Source organism: Alcaligenes sp. Me129 (assembly GCF_050487245.1).
GTDB classification, from domain to species: Bacteria; Pseudomonadota; Gammaproteobacteria; order Burkholderiales; family Burkholderiaceae_B; genus Alcaligenes; species Alcaligenes phenolicus.
Genome location: NZ_JBKQGX010000010.1, coordinates 58,596 through 74,096, shown reverse-complemented (window position 1 = coordinate 74,096; position 15,501 = coordinate 58,596). Strand labels below are relative to the sequence as shown.

Below are 15,501 nucleotides of genomic sequence, written 5' to 3'. Positions count from 1 at the left end.
GGAACACCTATGAAATTGATTACCGCCATCGTCAAACCCTTCAAGGTTGACGAGATACGCGAGGCCCTTTCCGATCTGGGCATACAGGGGATGACGCTTACCGAGGTCAAGGGATTTGGTCGCCAGAAAGGCCACACCGAGCTTTACCGCGGTGCGGAATATGCAGTCGACTTCCTGCCCAAGATCCGCATTGAACTGGCTATTCCCGACGAGCAGTTGCAAAGCGTTCTGGAGGCCATTCAAAGCAGTGCCCGCACCGGACGTATTGGTGACGGCAAGATCTTTGTCCAGCCGCTGGACCATGTCATCCGCATCCGCACCGGCGAATGCGATGAGCAAGCCCTGTAATCGGAGACTCCATCATGAACAACGCTGATCTATCGTGGATGCTGGTCTCCACGCTTCTGGTACTGATGATGGCCGCGCCGGGCCTGGCCCTGTTTTACTCGGGGATGGTGCGTCAAAAAAATGCCTTGTCCATGTTGTCCCAGACCTTGCTGGTGTTCAGTCTGGGGGTGGTGCTGTGGTTTATCTATGGCTACTCACTGGCCTTTACCGCTGGCAATCCCTTGATTGGCAGTTTCGACAAGGTCTTGTTCAACGGCATGTTCACCGCTGCTGACCAACAGTTCTCCATGTCGGGCACCTTGCCTGAACTGCTGTTTGCGTCTTTTCAGGCCACCTTTGCCGGTCTGACTTGCGCTCTGGTTGTCGGTAGTCTGGCAGAACGTACCCGCCTGTCCGCCATCCTGGTCTTTACCGTGATCTGGTTCACTTTGGCCTATCTGCCCATTTGCCATATGGTCTGGTTTGCCGATGAACAGAACGGCGGCTTGCTCAACTCCCGTGGCGCGCTGGACTTTGCCGGTGGCACTGTGGTGCATATCAACGCCGGTATTGCCGGTCTGGTCGGTGCCTGGATGATTGGCCCCAGACTGAACTACCGTCGTGAAGCCATGCCACCTCATAACCTGCCCCTGACCTTTATTGGTGCTGCTCTGCTGTGGGTAGGCTGGTTCGGTTTCAACGCAGGCTCGGCTTTGTCGGCCAATGAAAATGCCACGCTGGCCTTCTTCAACACCATGCTGGCAGCCGCCATCGGCGTTGTGGCCTGGACTTTGGGTGAATGGATCAGCAAAGGTCATCCTTCCTTGCTGGGTGCCTGCTCGGGTGCGATCGCAGGTTTGGTCGGCATTACCCCGGCAGCCGGTTTTGTGGCTCCTTCCGGCGCACTGGCCATTGGCCTGATTACCTCCCTGGCTTGCTTGTGGGGTGTGAATGTTCTGAAGCGCTGGTTACGCGCCGACGATACGCTGGACGTTTTTGGCATTCACGGTTTGGGCGGGATTGTGGGCGCTTTGCTCACAGGTCTGTTCAACGCACCTGTTCTGGGTGGTCCTGGTACTGCCGCTGGTAACAGTATCTGGATGCAGTTGTGGATTCAGCTCGAAGGCGTGCTGGTTACGCTGGTCTGGTCCGGTGTGGCTGCCTGGATTGCCTTCACCATTGCCAAGCTAGTCTGCGGCGGTTTACGTGTCGATGCTGACCACGAGCGCGAAGGTCTGGATATCCGTACCCACGGTGAAACGGGTTATCAACACTGAGATCCCATCATGATTCTTGCCAATCTTGCCTGCAGGCAAACTGCTCCCTTCAAACACAGGCACAGGCCTAAAAGAAAAAGCCCTCTTTCGAGGGCTTTTTTTATAAGCAAACCTGTTGCTTATTTTTCTTTACGGTAAGCGTCGTGACAAGTCTTACAGGACTTGCCCACATTACCGAAAGCCACGCGGAAGGCATCAAAATCGCCCGAATCGGAAGCCACTTTCAGCTTGTCGATGGCAGCGGTGAAATCATCAGTAGCTTGCTTGAAACCCTGAGCATCGCTCCAGGCCTCAGCTTTGGTCTCGCCGCCTTCGGTACCAGCGCCAAATGCGCCCCAAGGCAAAGCCGCCAAAACCGTCAGCACTTCTACGTTTTTAGCGATTGCAGCCGCATCATACGGTGCTTCTTTTTTGGCCACGGGAGCCATACGACCAAAGTGCGAGCCAATCAGCGACATGCTGGCTTGACGGTAGTTCACGGCCTGTTCTGGCTTGGCAAACTGGGCGGTAGCAGGCGTGACAAACGCAGCGCACAAGGCGGCAGCGGCAGTCAGAAACGCGAATTTTTTCATGTGAACTCCTGTGTGATGAAACATAAAACACTTCATAAAGCACTGGCTCAAGAAACCCGGCCGGCTGTGCCCTTGTGCAAGAACACAGCCGTTTGGATTTAGATCGCCTGGGCCAACTTTACTGCCACGCCCAGATAGCTGCGTGGAGTTAGCTCAAGCAAATAGGTTTTAGCGTCGGCGGGCAGTTCCAGACCGCCAATAAACTCGCGCAACGCTTCCTGAGTAATACCACGACCACGTGTCAGGGCTTTGAGTTGCTCGTAAGGCTGGGGCAAACCGTAGCGGCGCATCACCGTTTGAACCGGCTCGGCCAGGATTTCCCAGCATGCGTCGATGTCCGCATCGACAGCCGCGGCGTTCAGTTCCAGTTTGCCCAGACCACGCAGGCAGGCGTCGTAAGCCACCACGCTGTAACCCAGAGCCACGCCCAGGTTACGCAGCACGGTCGAGTCGGTCAGGTCACGCTGCCAACGGGAGATAGGCAGCTTTTCGGACAGGTGGCGCAGCATGGCGTTGGCCAGGCCCAGGTTGCCTTCCGAGTTCTCAAAGTCAATCGGGTTGACCTTGTGCGGCATGGTGGACGAACCGATCTCGCCTTCTTTGAGGCGCTGCTTGAAGTAACCCAGGGAGATGTAGCCCCAGACGTCACGGTTGAAGTCCAGCAAGATGGTGTTGGCGCGAGCGATGGCGTCAAACAGAGCGGCCATCCAGTCGTGGGGTTCGATCTGAATGGTGTAGACGTTCTGCGTCAGACCCAGACCAGCCAGCACTTTCTGGCTGAATGCAGGCCAATCAATTTCGGGGTAAGCCGAGAAGTGAGCGTTGTAGTTGCCGGTGGCACCATTCATTTTGGCCAGAGGCTGGACCGCAGCAATGGCCGCAATGGCGTTTTGCAGGCGAGCGGCCACGTTGGCAAATTCCTTGCCCATGGTGCTGGGGCTGGCTGGCTGACCGTGGGTGCGCGAGAGCAAAGGCTGCTCGGCGTGCAAGCGGGCCTGAGCCTTGATGGCATCACACACTTCTTGCAGTTGCGGCAGGATCACCTGCTCACGGGCACGCGTCAGCATCAGCGCATGCGAGGTGTTGTTGATGTCTTCAGAGGTGCAGGAAAAATGGATGAATTCAGCCGCAGCGGACAGCTCGGCGTGGTCGGCCACTTTTTCTTTCAACCAGTATTCCACGGCTTTCACGTCGTGGTTCGTAGTGCGCTCGATGGCTTTGATGCGGGCGGCATCGTCTTCCGAGAAGTTCTGCACCAGGCTCTTGAGTACCTCGCGGGCTTCGGCGGAGAAAGTAGGCAATTCGGGCAGACCCGCGTCGGACAGGCCGATCAACCAGGCCACTTCGACCTCTACGCGATGCCACATAAATGCGGCTTCGGACAACAGGCCACGCAAGGGGGCGGTACGGCTGCCATAACGCCCGTCCAATGGCGACAAGGCATTCAGAGTGCTCAGGGTATCGGCTATGTGCATCGTTCTACAGAAAAGAAGGGGGAATAAAGTCAGCCCGCATTCTAACATTGCAGGCTGGCACCCGTATGCCACGCGTTCAGCATGGGGTCAGAATGCGACGGCTGTTCGAGGCTTTGACGAATAAACCACAGTTTTCCAACATTGTTTCCAGCGACAGGTTCAGGCCCGGCCTGCGGGGCGTTCGCCCATAGGTTCCTGCTATACTTTTTGAGCCTGCAACTTTTGATAGCTTTTTATGAAACTTCTAGCTTCCCTCACCAGCCCATACGCGCGCAAAGTGCGTGTTGTCATGGCGGAAAAAAAGCTCGACTACGAGCTGATTCTGGAGGATGTGTGGGCCGATGACAGCGATATTCTGAAGCACAATCCACTGGGCAAAGTCCCCTGTCTGATTATGGATGATCAGGCAAATCTGTTTGACTCCCGCGTGATCGTCGAGTATCTGGATACCCTCTCGCCCGTCGGCCGCCTGATTCCCCAAGCCGGACGTGATCGCGCTGCAGTCAAATGCTGGGAAGCCATTGCCGATGGCTTGCTTGATGCCTGCGTTGCCATCGTGGTGGAAAAACGCCGTCCCCAAGAGCTGCGTCTACCCGCCTGGATTGACCGCCAAAACAGCAAGATTACCGCCGCCCTGCAATCCATGAACAACACCTTGGGTGACCAGTCCTTTTGCATGGGCACCAGCTTTAGCCTGGCCGACATTGCCGTAGGCTGCGCACTGGGTTATCTGGATCTGCGCTTTCCTGAACTGGACTGGCGCTCGCAGTACGGCAATCTGCAACGCCTGGATGAAAAACTCCAAGCGCGCCCCTCGTTTGCCAGCACCTTACCGCCTACGCAGTGAGCGTTGCGCCAGCAAGCCAGGGCCCATTCTTTTGAATGGGTTTTTTTATGTCTGCTGGTTCAGGCCTCGCCCAGCAATCGGTACATCCAGAAGGCCTCATCAGACTTCATGCGCTGGGCGAACTGAGCCGGTGAAAAGCCCGAAACCCGTTTGACCTCTCTGCCAAAATGAGACTGGTCGCTATACCCGGCTTGCAACGCCACATCAGACCAGACAGGATTTTCCTGCTGCTGCACCAAGGCAAAAGCACGCTCGGCACGCACATACAGCTGCAGCTCACGCTGGCTCTGCCCGGCCCAACGCTTGAATTGCCTTTGCATCTGACGCAAGCCCGTTCCCGTGCGTGTTGCAGCCATCCTTATCCCCAATGCCGTCAGCCAATGATGCAAGGTGGCAGCACCTTCTGTCGCCAGACAGCCATGAGCACAACGACGAATTGCCGCCTCCAGTTGTTCGAATAAAGGGCCTTCTTCTGTGCCAGCTTGCCCAAGTGTCTGACAGCTGGCAGCGGGCAAGACCTGATCCATGGGCAGTACCTGATCCAGAAAGTCGCTGGCCTCGATACCAAACACACGTTTCAAGGCATCCGGGTACAGTCCAATCGAAATCGCATGGACAGGCCCCGGAGACCAGCTAATGGAAGGTGTGCGCGAAGGCCCGGCAAACAGCATGCCGGGCAGGGGCTCTGACAGTACCGGACTCCCTCCATCCACGGGCGTCTGCACCATGTGCAGCTGGCCATGGAAAACCCAGGACAACACCACCAGGGGCGAAGCCGGATAACAGTTCAGACGTTGCTGCGGCAGCAGATCCAGAGCACGGGTATCACGCTCCACACCCAGATGGATAATGGACGCCGTTTTTCGGCTGGGGTGATGCAAACGGGCACAAGGCAAAGCAGACATGGGAGGTCGTTTCCGTTCTATCCGGCCCAGGCAAGCCGGGCCACACTGAAAGTCCTTTTATCCTACTTCAGCCCCGCCCTTTTATGCCCAAAACTATCTTGCAAGGATCCTGGTCTCATCGTTGCCGAAGCGCCCTCGCCCTCTGGGCCACCACCATAGACGTACTGGCTCGACGTATCATCGCCAAACCGCTAGTGCCCGGCTGGTCCGTGCCTTTTGAAATCGCCACCCTGTTCTATCGCAAGCAGTTCAACCACGCCTTCCGCTTGCCAACCATAGCTGAAGGCCGCGCCTATTTCGACAGCTTGTACACGATTGCCGAACCGGACTTGCCCGTCCAGATGCAGGCCAGCACGTCCCCAGAACCACGGGGTGACTGGTTCATTCCAGATCGCCCGAACAGCAGCAAAACCATCTTGTACTTTCATGGCGGCGGCTATGCTTTCTACCCAATCGTGTCGCGCCACTTCATTCGTCTGCTGGCCTACAAGCTGCAAATACCCATCTTCGCCGTGGACTACCGCCTGACCCCGGAGCACCCTCACCCGGCCCAACAGGAAGATGCGCTAGACGCCTACCGCTATCTGCTTGGACGTGGAATCCCCGCCCAGGATATTGTCCTGGCAGGCGACTCGGCAGGCGGACACCTGGTGCTGATGAGCTTGGTCGGCCTGCGTCAAGCGGGACTGCCCCAACCTTCTCTGGCCTTGGCACTAAGCCCCTGGACGGATATAGGACGACGCGGCGCCAGCCAGTTTGGTCATGATCGCTACGATATGGTGCAGGGCTATCAAACGCTGCAATACGGTCAATGGCTAAAGGGCAACGGCCCCTGGAGTGATGATCGGCTCTCGCCCATTGCACAGGATCTGCGCCATCTGGCCCCCATCTACATTCAGGCAGGCGGCAAGGAAATTCTGGTCGACATGATCCGGGATTTTGCCCGAGAGGCGCACAAGCAGGGGGCCAATATACGGCTGGATGTCTGGCCGGATATGACGCACGAATTTCATGCTTACGGCAGCACACTACCGCAAAGCGAGCAGGCAATGACTGCGCTGCAGACAGCAATTCAATGGACAGCTGGGGGAGTTTTTGAGCCGGCAGAAGAAACCGAACTGAATGGGCTGGACTGTGCGTATGGCAAAGTCCAGCCAGAAAACATCAAGCCTGTGTGATGGCCTGCGTAATCATGTAGATCGCCAGCACAGTCAACATGCCAGCAAAGATGCGCTTGAGCGTCACCTGATCAATCTTGTGGGCCAGACTGGCCCCCAGGGGGGCGGTACAAATACTGGTGGCCGAAACAATCAACAAGGCCGGCCAGTAGATAAAACCAATCATGCCGGGGTGGCTGCCAAAGGTGGCCTGCCCGGACCAGATATAACCCACGCTATTGGCCAGAGCAATGAAAAAGCCCAAGGCGGCCGAGGTAGCGACGGCCTGCCGCACAGGCACATTGCCGCGCAGCATGAAGGGGACAGACAAGAAGGCCCCACCCGCCCCCAGCAGACCGGACACGAAACCGATCAAGGCTCCCATGGCAGCAATCCAGAATGGGGCAGGCAAAGATCGGCCTTGCACCGGGGCCGACTTACGTGCCATTTTGGAGGCCGAATACAGGACGAACACACCGAACACAATCGCCAGCGCCGTGCTGTTGATCATGGCAAAAATCGCGCCGCCCGACAGCAGCCCGCCCAGGATCAGGCCGGGCACCATGACCTTGACCACATCCCAGCGAATGGCACCATGTTTATGGTGCGCCCTCACGCTGGACAAGGAGGTGAACAGAATCGTGGCCATGGCCGTGGCAATGGAAGCATGCACGGCCAGCTCTTGCGGCACACCAAACAGCGGTAGCAGGAAGGTCAGGAACGGCACCAGAATCATGCCTCCGCCAATCCCCAGCAGCCCGGCGGCCAAACCAATACCGGCACCCAGCACCAGCAAACTGATGACAAGAATGGGATCCATGCCCGCCTCTTATTGAATAATGCCGCCGCCCAGGCAGCGGTCACCGTCGTACAGGACCACGGATTGGCCCGGCGTTACGGCCCATTGGGGCTGATCAAAATGAAGAGACAGGCTGTCGCCTTCGGCAGCCAGGATCGTGCAGGCCGCATCGGCCTGGCGATAACGGGTCTTGGCATGAATCGGGCCCAGCGCTGGCGGATGGCCCGCTACCCAACTGGTCTGCTCGGCCTTCAATTCAGACTGCAACAGCCAGGGGTGATCGTGCCCTTGCACCACATACAGCGTGTTCGTGGCCAGATCCTTGCGGGCGGCATACCAGGCGTCGGCGGTACCGTCTTCGCGCTGCTTGCCCTTGACACCACCAATGCCCAAACCCTTGCGCTGACCATAGGTGTGGAAAGCCAGACCCACGTGCTGACCCAATACCTGCCCTTCCGGTGTTTTGATAGGACCGGGTTGAGTGGGCAGATAGCGATTCAGGAACTCGCGGAAAGGACGCTCACCAATAAAGCAAATGCCGGTCGAGTCTTTTTTAGCCGCATTGGGCAGCTTCAGTTCCTCGGCAATACGGCGTACTTCCTGCTTGTTGATCTCGCCCAAGGGGAACAAGGTGCGCGACAGCTGCGCCTGGTTCAGGCGGTGCAGAAAATAACTTTGATCCTTGGAAGCATCCAGACCTTTCAACAATTGATAGTCGGTGCCGCCCCCGGCCATGGGCACGCCACGCACACGGGCGTAATGGCCGGTGGCAATCCAGTCGGCACCCAAGGTCATGGCGTGATCCAGAAAGGCCTTGAATTTGATTTCCGCATTGCACAGAACATCGGGATTCGGGGTGCGACCTGCCGAATATTCCCGCAAGAACTCCGCAAACACGCGGTCCTTATATTCCGCAGCGAAGTTGACCGCCTCGATCTCGACCCCGACCAGATCGGCCACGCTGGCCGCGTCCAGCCAATCCTGGCGCGAAGAGCAAAATTCGGAGTCATCGTCGTCTTCCCAGTTCTTCATGAACAGGCCCACGACTTCATAGCCTTGCTCTTTAAGCAGCCAGGCCGAGACAGAGGAGTCCACGCCGCCGGACATTCCGATAACGACGCGACCTTTTTTGGTGGAAATAGTCATTGCAGTGATGATGAGAGGTGCCGCATTGGCTGGGCTTTGCGCCCAGTGCGCACCTGACTAACTAAAAAAGGCATTGTACGCCTGCCCTGACACATGTACAGGCAGACACCGCCCGTACCTGGGGTTTCTGGAAAACTGTGCTGCCCAAGACACAAAAGCCCAGACGACATGGTCTGGGCTTTCAAGGCGACTACCGCAGAATCAGTCCAGAGGACGCGGGGGCAACATCTTGCCGGGATTCATGATGTTGTGAGGATCCAGCGCCTGCTTGATGCTGCTCATCACATCCAGTGCATCCTGACCGTGCTCGGCCAGCATGAACTCCATCTTGTGCAAGCCCACACCGTGCTCGCCGGTACATGTACCTTGCATGGCAATGGCACGCTCTACCAGACGATGATTCAGGCGCTCGGACTCGTCCCACTCTTCCTGGCTATCGGCATCCAGCAGCATCAGAACGTGGAAGTTGCCATCACCCACGTGACCCACAATGGTGTACGGGAACGGAGCCTGATCCATATCGGCCGCGGTTTCTGCCACACACTCTGCCAACGCGGAGATAGGCACACAAACGTCCGTGGTGCTGGAGCGGCAGCCGGGACGCAGTTGCAAACCGGCAAAGTAGGCATTGTGTCGCGCCGTCCACAAGCGGGAACGATCCTCGGCCTTATCGGCCCACTCAAAATCCATGCCGCCGTTATCACGGGTGATTTCCTGAACCACCTGAGCCTGCTCCTGCACACCGCTGGGGCTGCCGTGGAACTCAAACAGCAGCAAGGGCGACTCTTTCAGCGTCAGCTTGCTGTAGGCATTGGTGGCACGTACAGCGGCCGTATCCATGAACTCGACACGCGCAATCGGGATACCCATTTGAATGACCTCGATCACGCTTTGCACGGCAGAGCGCAGATCGGGGAAATTACAGATAGCCGCCGAAATGGCTTCGGGCTGCGGGTACAGACGCACCGTCACTTCGGTAATGATGCCCAGCGTGCCTTCGCTACCGATGAACAAGCGGGTCAGGTCGTAACCGGCGGAGGATTTCTTGGCACGGTTAGCCGTATCAATAATGCGGCCATCTGCCGTCACAACCTTCAAAGTCAGGACGTTTTCGCGCATGGTGCCGTAACGCACGGCATTGGTACCCGACGCACGCGTTGCGGCCATCCCGCCCAGGCTGGCATCCGCACCGGGGTCGATGGGGAAAAACAAGCCCGTATCACGGATGTGCTCGTTCAAGGCCATGCGCGTCACGCCAGCTTGCACTGTGGCGGTGAAATCTTCGGCATTAATCGCCACGATCTCATCCATGCCGGACAAGTCCAGGCTGACGCCACCTTGAATCGCCAGAAAATGCCCTTCCAGCGAGGAACCAGCCCCGTAAGGAATCAGGGGCACATGGTGTTCATGACAATGACGTGCCACCCAGGCCACTTCTTCTGTGCTGCGAGCAAAAACAACCACATCAGGCAGCATGGGTGGATACGGCGATTCATCCCGTCCATGGTGTTCACGCACAGCGTGAGAAAGCGAGCAACGCTCTTGGAACTGAGCCTGCAAGGCTTCTACAAAACCTTCAGGTAAAGGGCGCCGCGCTAGGTCGGCATGACCGGGAGCATTCATGAGCATTCCAAAAAGGCAAAACCCTATTATGAGTGGCTAAGTGCCCCCTCTTCAAGAGCGACTCGTGCCTGACGACGCTGACGCACCGCTTCAGCCAGTTTTTCCAGAACCACCACCGTGTCATCCCAATCGATGCAACCGTCGGTAATGCTTTGGCCGTAGGTCAAAGGCTTGCCTTCCACCACGTCCTGACGGCCGCCTACCAGATGGCTTTCGATCATCACGCCGCAGATACGCATATCGCCGCCCGAGATCTGACCAGCAACATCGGCCAGCACTTCGGGCTGACGGCGGTAGTCTTTATTACTGTTGGCGTGGCTGGCATCGACCATCACACGCGGCACCATGCCGGCCTTGATCATGGCCTGGCTGGTTGCCTCAACGTTTTCAGCGTCGTAGTTCGGCGTCTTGCCACCGCGCAAAATCACGTGGCAATCGTTATTGCCCACGGTGGACACAATGGCGGAGTGACCGCCCTTGGTGACCGACAGGAAATGGTGAGGCTGGGAAGCGGCCTTGATCGCGTCCAGAGCAATACGGATATTGCCATCCGTGCCATTCTTGAAGCCGACGGGGCAGGACAATCCGGAGGACAGTTCACGGTGAACCTGGCTCTCTGTCGTGCGAGCACCAATGGCACCCCAGGAAACCAGATCAGCAATGTACTGGGGAGTAATCATGTCCAGGAACTCGCAGCCAGCGGGCAAATCCAGCTGGTTGACGGCCAGCAGCAATTCACGCGCCGTACGCAAACCCTGATTGATGTTGAAGCTGCCATCCATGAAGGGGTCGTTGATCAGCCCTTTCCAGCCCACGGTGGTACGTGGCTTTTCGAAGTACACGCGCATCACAATTTCCAGCTCGGGGGCAAAGCGCTTGCGCTCGACCGTCAGGCGACGCGCGTAGTCCATGGCGGCTTCGGTATCGTGGATGGAACAAGGACCCACCACGACCACCAGACGATCATCGCGTTCGTGAAGGATCTTGTGAATGCTGCGGCGGGCCTTGTGAACCGTCGTCGATACAGCAGAGGTACACGGGAACTCGCGCATCACATGGGATGGGGGAGACAGCTCTTTAATTTCACGAATCCGTAAATCATCAGTATTGTGCGACACGATTGAACTCCAGTTGGTTTGCCAGGTCCGGGGGCAAACGAAAAAAAAGCCGCCCGGTCTATGCTGGCGGCTTATTTCAGGATTTAGGTCTTACTTGTGTTTGGTGCAACCCGTCCTTTCCTCCACCAGCGGCATCGGAAAAGCATAAAAATAAAAGAAGAAAACGGGGGTTGCGAAAGTCATGGGAAAAATCCTAACACAGTTCCTGACGCGCCGCCAACAAAACCAGCAAGATTCATCCACAAAAACGCAGAACAACAAAATATTTATACCAACAGGACCCTAAAAAACACCATCAAACGAAATCATTGTTTCGTTTTGAGTTTTTTATTGGCCCTTTTGTTTCGTGTTATCGCGAAAAACCACGATAAATCGTTTAGATGCCTTGTTTGTCTTATTTTTACATCTACATACAAACCTGATGACACACTGCCAGGCACAAATGCAAAAGGGCCAGAACACTGGGTTCTGGCCCTTAGCCGCCTAATCTAGCAGCAGGCTATACGCCCTTTGCCACCGTAACGGGCTTGCTGTCTCTCCCGGAAAAACTCGGCGTACTCCATCGGTTTCTGATCCGGGTGGTTCACCCGCATATGATTCAGATAGGTTTCGTAATCAGGCACGCCCACCATCAGACGCAAGGTTGTGGCCAGATAACGCCCGGTGCCCCGCCCTGCCTGGGCACTGCGCGAAATGGCTCCTGTCAATAATCCTTTCATATCAAGCTCCTGCTGCCGCTTGAGCCGGCAATGGCTCGTACGGAGTCTCGGCAGAATGCGGCTCCGTGCTGCGACGTGCTTTCAGCACGCAACGGATGCCAAAGAACACCATGCTCAAGACCACAAAGATGAACAGACCGCACAAGGTGGAGTTCACGTAATCGTTGAAAATCACCTGTTGCATCTGCTCCAGAGATTTGGCCGGCGCCATGACAGTTTGTTCCGCCAGACCTTTTTGATAAACCTTGGCGTGGGCCAAAAAGCCAATCTTGGGGTCGGGGTGGAACATTTTCTGAAAGCCTGCCACCAGCGTGCAAATCAGCAGCCAGATAGTGGGAACCACGGTCACCCATGCGTAGCGGTCTTTCTTCATCTTGAAGAGCACCACCGTACCCAGTACCAATGCCACCGCTGCCAGCATCTGGTTGGCAATACCGAACAAAGGCCACAAGGTGTTGATACCACCCAGTGGATCGACCACACCCTGATACAGGAAGTAGCCCCACGCCGCCACGCACAAGGATGTGGCAATCAGGTTGGCGACCAGCGACTCCGTACGCCGCAAGCCCGGCACAAAAGTACCCATCAAGTCTTGCAGCATGAAGCGACCTGCACGCGTACCGGCATCTACCGCCGTCAGAATGAACAGGGCCTCAAACAGAATGGCGAAGTGATACCAGAAGCTCATCATCGCCGGCCCGCCGATGACGTTATGCAAGATGAAGGCCATGCCCACCGCCAGGGTAGGAGCACCACCGGCACGGGAAATAATGCTGTTTTCACCCACGTCGCTGGCCATTTGGGTCAGATCAGCGGGAGTAATCAGGAAGCCCCAGCTGGACACCACTTGCGCGGCCTGCTCAGGCGTGGTGCCAATCAAGGCGGCTGGGCTGTTCATGGCGTAGTAAATGCCCGGCTCGATCACGCAAGCCGCAACCAGGGCCATGATGGCTACGAAGGACTCCATCAACATACCGCCATAGCCGATATAGCGCGCCTGGGTTTCGTTTTCGATCATCTTGGGCGTGGTGCCCGAGGAAATCAAAGCGTGGAAACCGGACACGGCACCGCAAGCAATGGTAATGAACAGGAAGGGGAACAAGCTGCCGGACCAGACCGGGCCTGTGCCGTCAATAAACTTGGTGGTCGCTGGCATTTTCAGCTCGGGCGCCACAATCACAATCCCGATGGCCAGACCCACAATCGTGCCAATTTTCAGGAAGGTGGACAGATAGTCACGCGGAGCCAGCAGCAGCCACACGGGCAGCACAGCAGCAATAAAGCCGTAAATAATCAGCGCCCAGGTCAGCTCTTCGCCATTCAGGGTGAAGAACGGCCCCCAGGTCGGGTGCGCCGCCACGTTCTGACCATAGACAATCGCAGCCAGCAGGAAGATCAGCCCGATCACCGAGACCTCGCCAATACGACCCGGCCTCAGGAAGCGCAGATAAATCCCCATGAAGATAGCCAGCGGAATCGTCGCTGCCACCGTGAAGGTGCCCCATGGCGAGTTAATCAGAGCCTTGACCACAATCAGCGCCAGCACGGCCAGAATAATGACCATGATCATGAAGGCGCCAAACAAGGCAATCACACCGGGCACCGTGCCCAGTTCGGACTTGATCAGATCCCCCAGCGAACGCCCGTCGCGGCGCATGGAGATGAACAGAACCGTGAAGTCCTGCACCGCCCCCGCAAACACCACACCGGCCAGAATCCAGAGCATGCCGGGCAGATAACCCATTTGCGCCGCCAGCACTGGCCCGACCAAAGGGCCAGCCCCTGCAATGGCGGCAAAATGGTGCCCAAAAAGCACGTGTTTATTAGTTGGTACGTAGTCCAGACCATCGTTATGACGCCACGCTGGCGTCATGCGGGTCGCGTCCAGCTCAAAGACCTTGCGAGCAATGAAACGGCTGTAATAACGATAGGCAATTAAATAGACGCAGACTGCGGCGACTACGATCCATAGAGCATTGATGCTCTCCCCCCGGCTTAGTGCCACCGTTCCCAGGGCAAAAGCCCCCAGCACCGCAACCAGCACCCAAATCAGATGCTGTTTTATAAAACCGCCCTCTTCTCTGCTCATAGAGCCTCCACGATTTTGCATTAAGTAAGCCTGTCACCAACTTTTTCTTCTGGCCGCGCTTCTGATCTGAAGAAGTCGCCAGCTGCCTGCACAAGAGACGCAATACCGAGTGTGGCAGGCGTTCTTGCGGGGTCAGCACAGTCGTTTGGTACCGTGCATTTCCCGAACCGGCAGGGTTTGAAAGCGCGCCAAAGCGCACTTTCCAAAAGGGTGTCGGCGCGCCCGAAGACGCGCCGAACTCATTCATGAATCAATCTGGGGTAGGCATAAGCCAGGCGCTTTTGAGAGGACAAGCGCTCTTTAATCCTTGGGAGCATAGTGAAAACACGTACTCAAGACACCACGCATTTTCCCTAAGACCTGCCACTTTCCTTATATAGAAAGGCTAAGCAGACCCTTTACTCGATAGTTTCTATACATTTAATTTGAGTACGAATGATTTTATAAGCTATGATTTCCCTGCAAATCTTTCGTAAAACAAATCATTTATAACGAAATGGTATAGGCGAGAAAAGGACTCATGATGAAACTACAATCCAAGCCCCTCTGCGCGTTGGCCTTTGCCCTGCTGGGCACCCTGGCTGCCGCCTCCAGCGCCCAGGCAGTCACGCTGGAACAAGTCAAAGAGCGCGGCGTGATTCGCGTCGCCGTTGCTAATGAAATTCCGTACGGATACATGGACATGTCCGGCAAAGCCCAAGGCGCTGGCCCCGAAGTGGCCCAGGCCATCATGGAGCGCCTGGGTGTCAAAGAAATCAAATGGGAAACCGCCAACTTCGGTTCCCTGATCCCCGGCCTGCAAGCCAAACGCTTTGATATGGTGGCCGCCGAAATGGCCATCCTGCCGCAACGTTGCAATACCGTGCTGTTCTCCGAGCCCAACAGCTCCTACGGTGAAGGCCTGCTGGTCGCCAAGGGCAACCCCAAGAACATTCACTCGTACGAAGACTTCGCCAAGACTGATCACAAGATCGCCATCATGGCCGGTGCCGATCAACTGGAAATGATGCAGGCCCTGGGCGTGCCCGATAACCGCATGATCACTATTTCCAACAACGCGGATGCGATCTCCACCGTGGCAACCGGCCGTGCCGATGCCTATGCCGCAACTGGCCAGACCGCCAGTGATCTGGCCTCCAAAGGGGGCGGCAAAGTCGAGCTGGCCGCCGAGTTCAAGGACCCCATCATTGATGGCAACCCGGTTCGTAGCTGGGGCGGCTTTGCCTTTGCCAAGGAATCCGAAGACCTGCGCGACGCCGTGAACAAGGAACTGGCCGAATTCAAGAAAACCGATGAATGGAAAGCCATCCTGAACAAACACGGCTTTACCGAAGAAGACGCCAAGCACTCATTTGAGAAATCCACGGAACAGCTGTGTAAAGCCTGATCCTTCACCTGCGGGTAAGGCGGCCGCACGGGCCTGCGCGGCCCCTTGCAAGGGCCGACA

The 15,501-nt window shown here is 56.7% G+C and carries 14 protein-coding genes; 5 read left to right on the top strand and 9 right to left on the bottom strand.

All coding sequences use genetic code 11. The annotated features are described in order from the left end of the window. Window positions 1–9: 9 nt before the first annotated feature. Window positions 10–348, top strand: coding sequence for a P-II family nitrogen regulator (gene glnK, locus ACLPGZ_RS12120; RefSeq protein WP_009456229.1), 339 nt, complete (start codon window positions 10–12; stop codon window positions 346–348). Between the two features lie 14 nt (window positions 349–362). Continuing rightward, window positions 363–1,604 (top strand): ammonium transporter, encoded by a 1,242-nt coding sequence (locus tag ACLPGZ_RS12115; protein ID WP_083053308.1) that lies wholly within the window; start codon window positions 363–365, stop codon window positions 1,602–1,604. A 119-nt stretch (window positions 1,605–1,723) separates the two neighbouring features. Here the strand turns inward: ACLPGZ_RS12115 and ACLPGZ_RS12110 are convergent, their stop codons facing one another. Both ACLPGZ_RS12110 and purB read right to left on the bottom strand, forming a co-directional pair. Next, complete coding sequence (locus tag ACLPGZ_RS12110; protein ID WP_083053307.1) at window positions 1,724–2,176, bottom strand: c-type cytochrome; 453 nt, start codon at window positions 2,174–2,176, stop codon at window positions 1,724–1,726. Window positions 2,177–2,274: 98 nt separating this feature from the next. Continuing rightward, window positions 2,275–3,651, bottom strand: a complete 1,377-nt coding sequence (purB, locus tag ACLPGZ_RS12105) for an adenylosuccinate lyase (RefSeq protein ID WP_009456227.1) — start codon at window positions 3,649–3,651, stop codon at window positions 2,275–2,277. 235 nt (window positions 3,652–3,886) lie between these two features. On the opposite strand from purB, the gene ACLPGZ_RS12100 reads away from it, so the two are divergent. Beyond that, window positions 3,887–4,498 carry a glutathione S-transferase family protein gene (locus ACLPGZ_RS12100; RefSeq protein WP_009456225.1) on the top strand — a complete coding sequence of 204 codons (612 nt, stop codon included), beginning with the start codon at window positions 3,887–3,889 and terminating at the stop codon, window positions 4,496–4,498. A 59-nt stretch (window positions 4,499–4,557) separates the two neighbouring features. On the opposite strand, the gene ACLPGZ_RS12095 is transcribed toward ACLPGZ_RS12100, so the two are convergent. Beyond that, entirely contained in the window at window positions 4,558–5,403 is an 846-nt protein-coding gene (locus tag ACLPGZ_RS12095) for a helix-turn-helix domain-containing protein (protein WP_429641404.1), read from the bottom strand. Between the two features lie 83 nt (window positions 5,404–5,486). Here ACLPGZ_RS12095 and ACLPGZ_RS12090 point away from each other — a divergent pair, with 83 nt between their 5' ends. Continuing rightward, window positions 5,487–6,581, top strand: coding sequence for an alpha/beta hydrolase (locus tag ACLPGZ_RS12090; RefSeq protein ID WP_429641402.1), 1,095 nt, complete (start codon window positions 5,487–5,489; stop codon window positions 6,579–6,581). Here the strand turns inward: ACLPGZ_RS12090 and ACLPGZ_RS12085 are convergent. From ACLPGZ_RS12085 to ACLPGZ_RS12060, 6 genes are all read right to left on the bottom strand, one after another. Next, entirely contained in the window at window positions 6,568–7,380 is an 813-nt protein-coding gene (locus ACLPGZ_RS12085) for a sulfite exporter TauE/SafE family protein (protein WP_009456212.1), read from the bottom strand. The genes ACLPGZ_RS12090 and ACLPGZ_RS12085 overlap by 14 nt on opposite strands. Before the next feature lie 9 nt (window positions 7,381–7,389). Continuing rightward, window positions 7,390–8,505: a tRNA 2-thiouridine(34) synthase MnmA gene (mnmA, locus tag ACLPGZ_RS12080; RefSeq protein ID WP_009456210.1), complete on the bottom strand. Its 1,116-nt coding sequence runs from the start codon at window positions 8,503–8,505 to the stop codon at window positions 7,390–7,392. A gap of 201 nt (window positions 8,506–8,706) precedes the next feature. After that, window positions 8,707–10,128 carry an FAD-binding oxidoreductase gene (locus tag ACLPGZ_RS12075; RefSeq protein ID WP_026483026.1) on the bottom strand — a complete coding sequence of 474 codons (1,422 nt, stop codon included), beginning with the start codon at window positions 10,126–10,128 and terminating at the stop codon, window positions 8,707–8,709. Window positions 10,129–10,154: 26 nt separating this feature from the next. After that, complete coding sequence (gene aroG, locus ACLPGZ_RS12070; RefSeq protein ID WP_269465265.1) at window positions 10,155–11,249, bottom strand: 3-deoxy-7-phosphoheptulonate synthase AroG; 1,095 nt, start codon at window positions 11,247–11,249, stop codon at window positions 10,155–10,157. A gap of 485 nt (window positions 11,250–11,734) precedes the next feature. Continuing rightward, the gene (locus ACLPGZ_RS12065) at window positions 11,735–11,965 is read right to left on the bottom strand and encodes a YbdD/YjiX family protein (protein WP_009456207.1); all 231 of its coding nucleotides are present in this window, start codon (window positions 11,963–11,965) and stop codon (window positions 11,735–11,737) included. A gap of 1 nt (window position 11,966) precedes the next feature. Further along, window positions 11,967–14,054, bottom strand: a complete 2,088-nt coding sequence (locus tag ACLPGZ_RS12060) for a carbon starvation CstA family protein (protein ID WP_083053303.1) — start codon at window positions 14,052–14,054, stop codon at window positions 11,967–11,969. A 520-nt stretch (window positions 14,055–14,574) separates the two neighbouring features. On the opposite strand from ACLPGZ_RS12060, the gene ehuB reads away from it, so the two are divergent. After that, a complete protein-coding gene (ehuB, locus tag ACLPGZ_RS12055; protein ID WP_429641399.1) occupies window positions 14,575–15,441 on the top strand; it encodes an ectoine/hydroxyectoine ABC transporter substrate-binding protein EhuB in 867 nt (288 codons plus the stop codon). Window positions 15,442–15,501 lie beyond the last annotated feature (60 nt).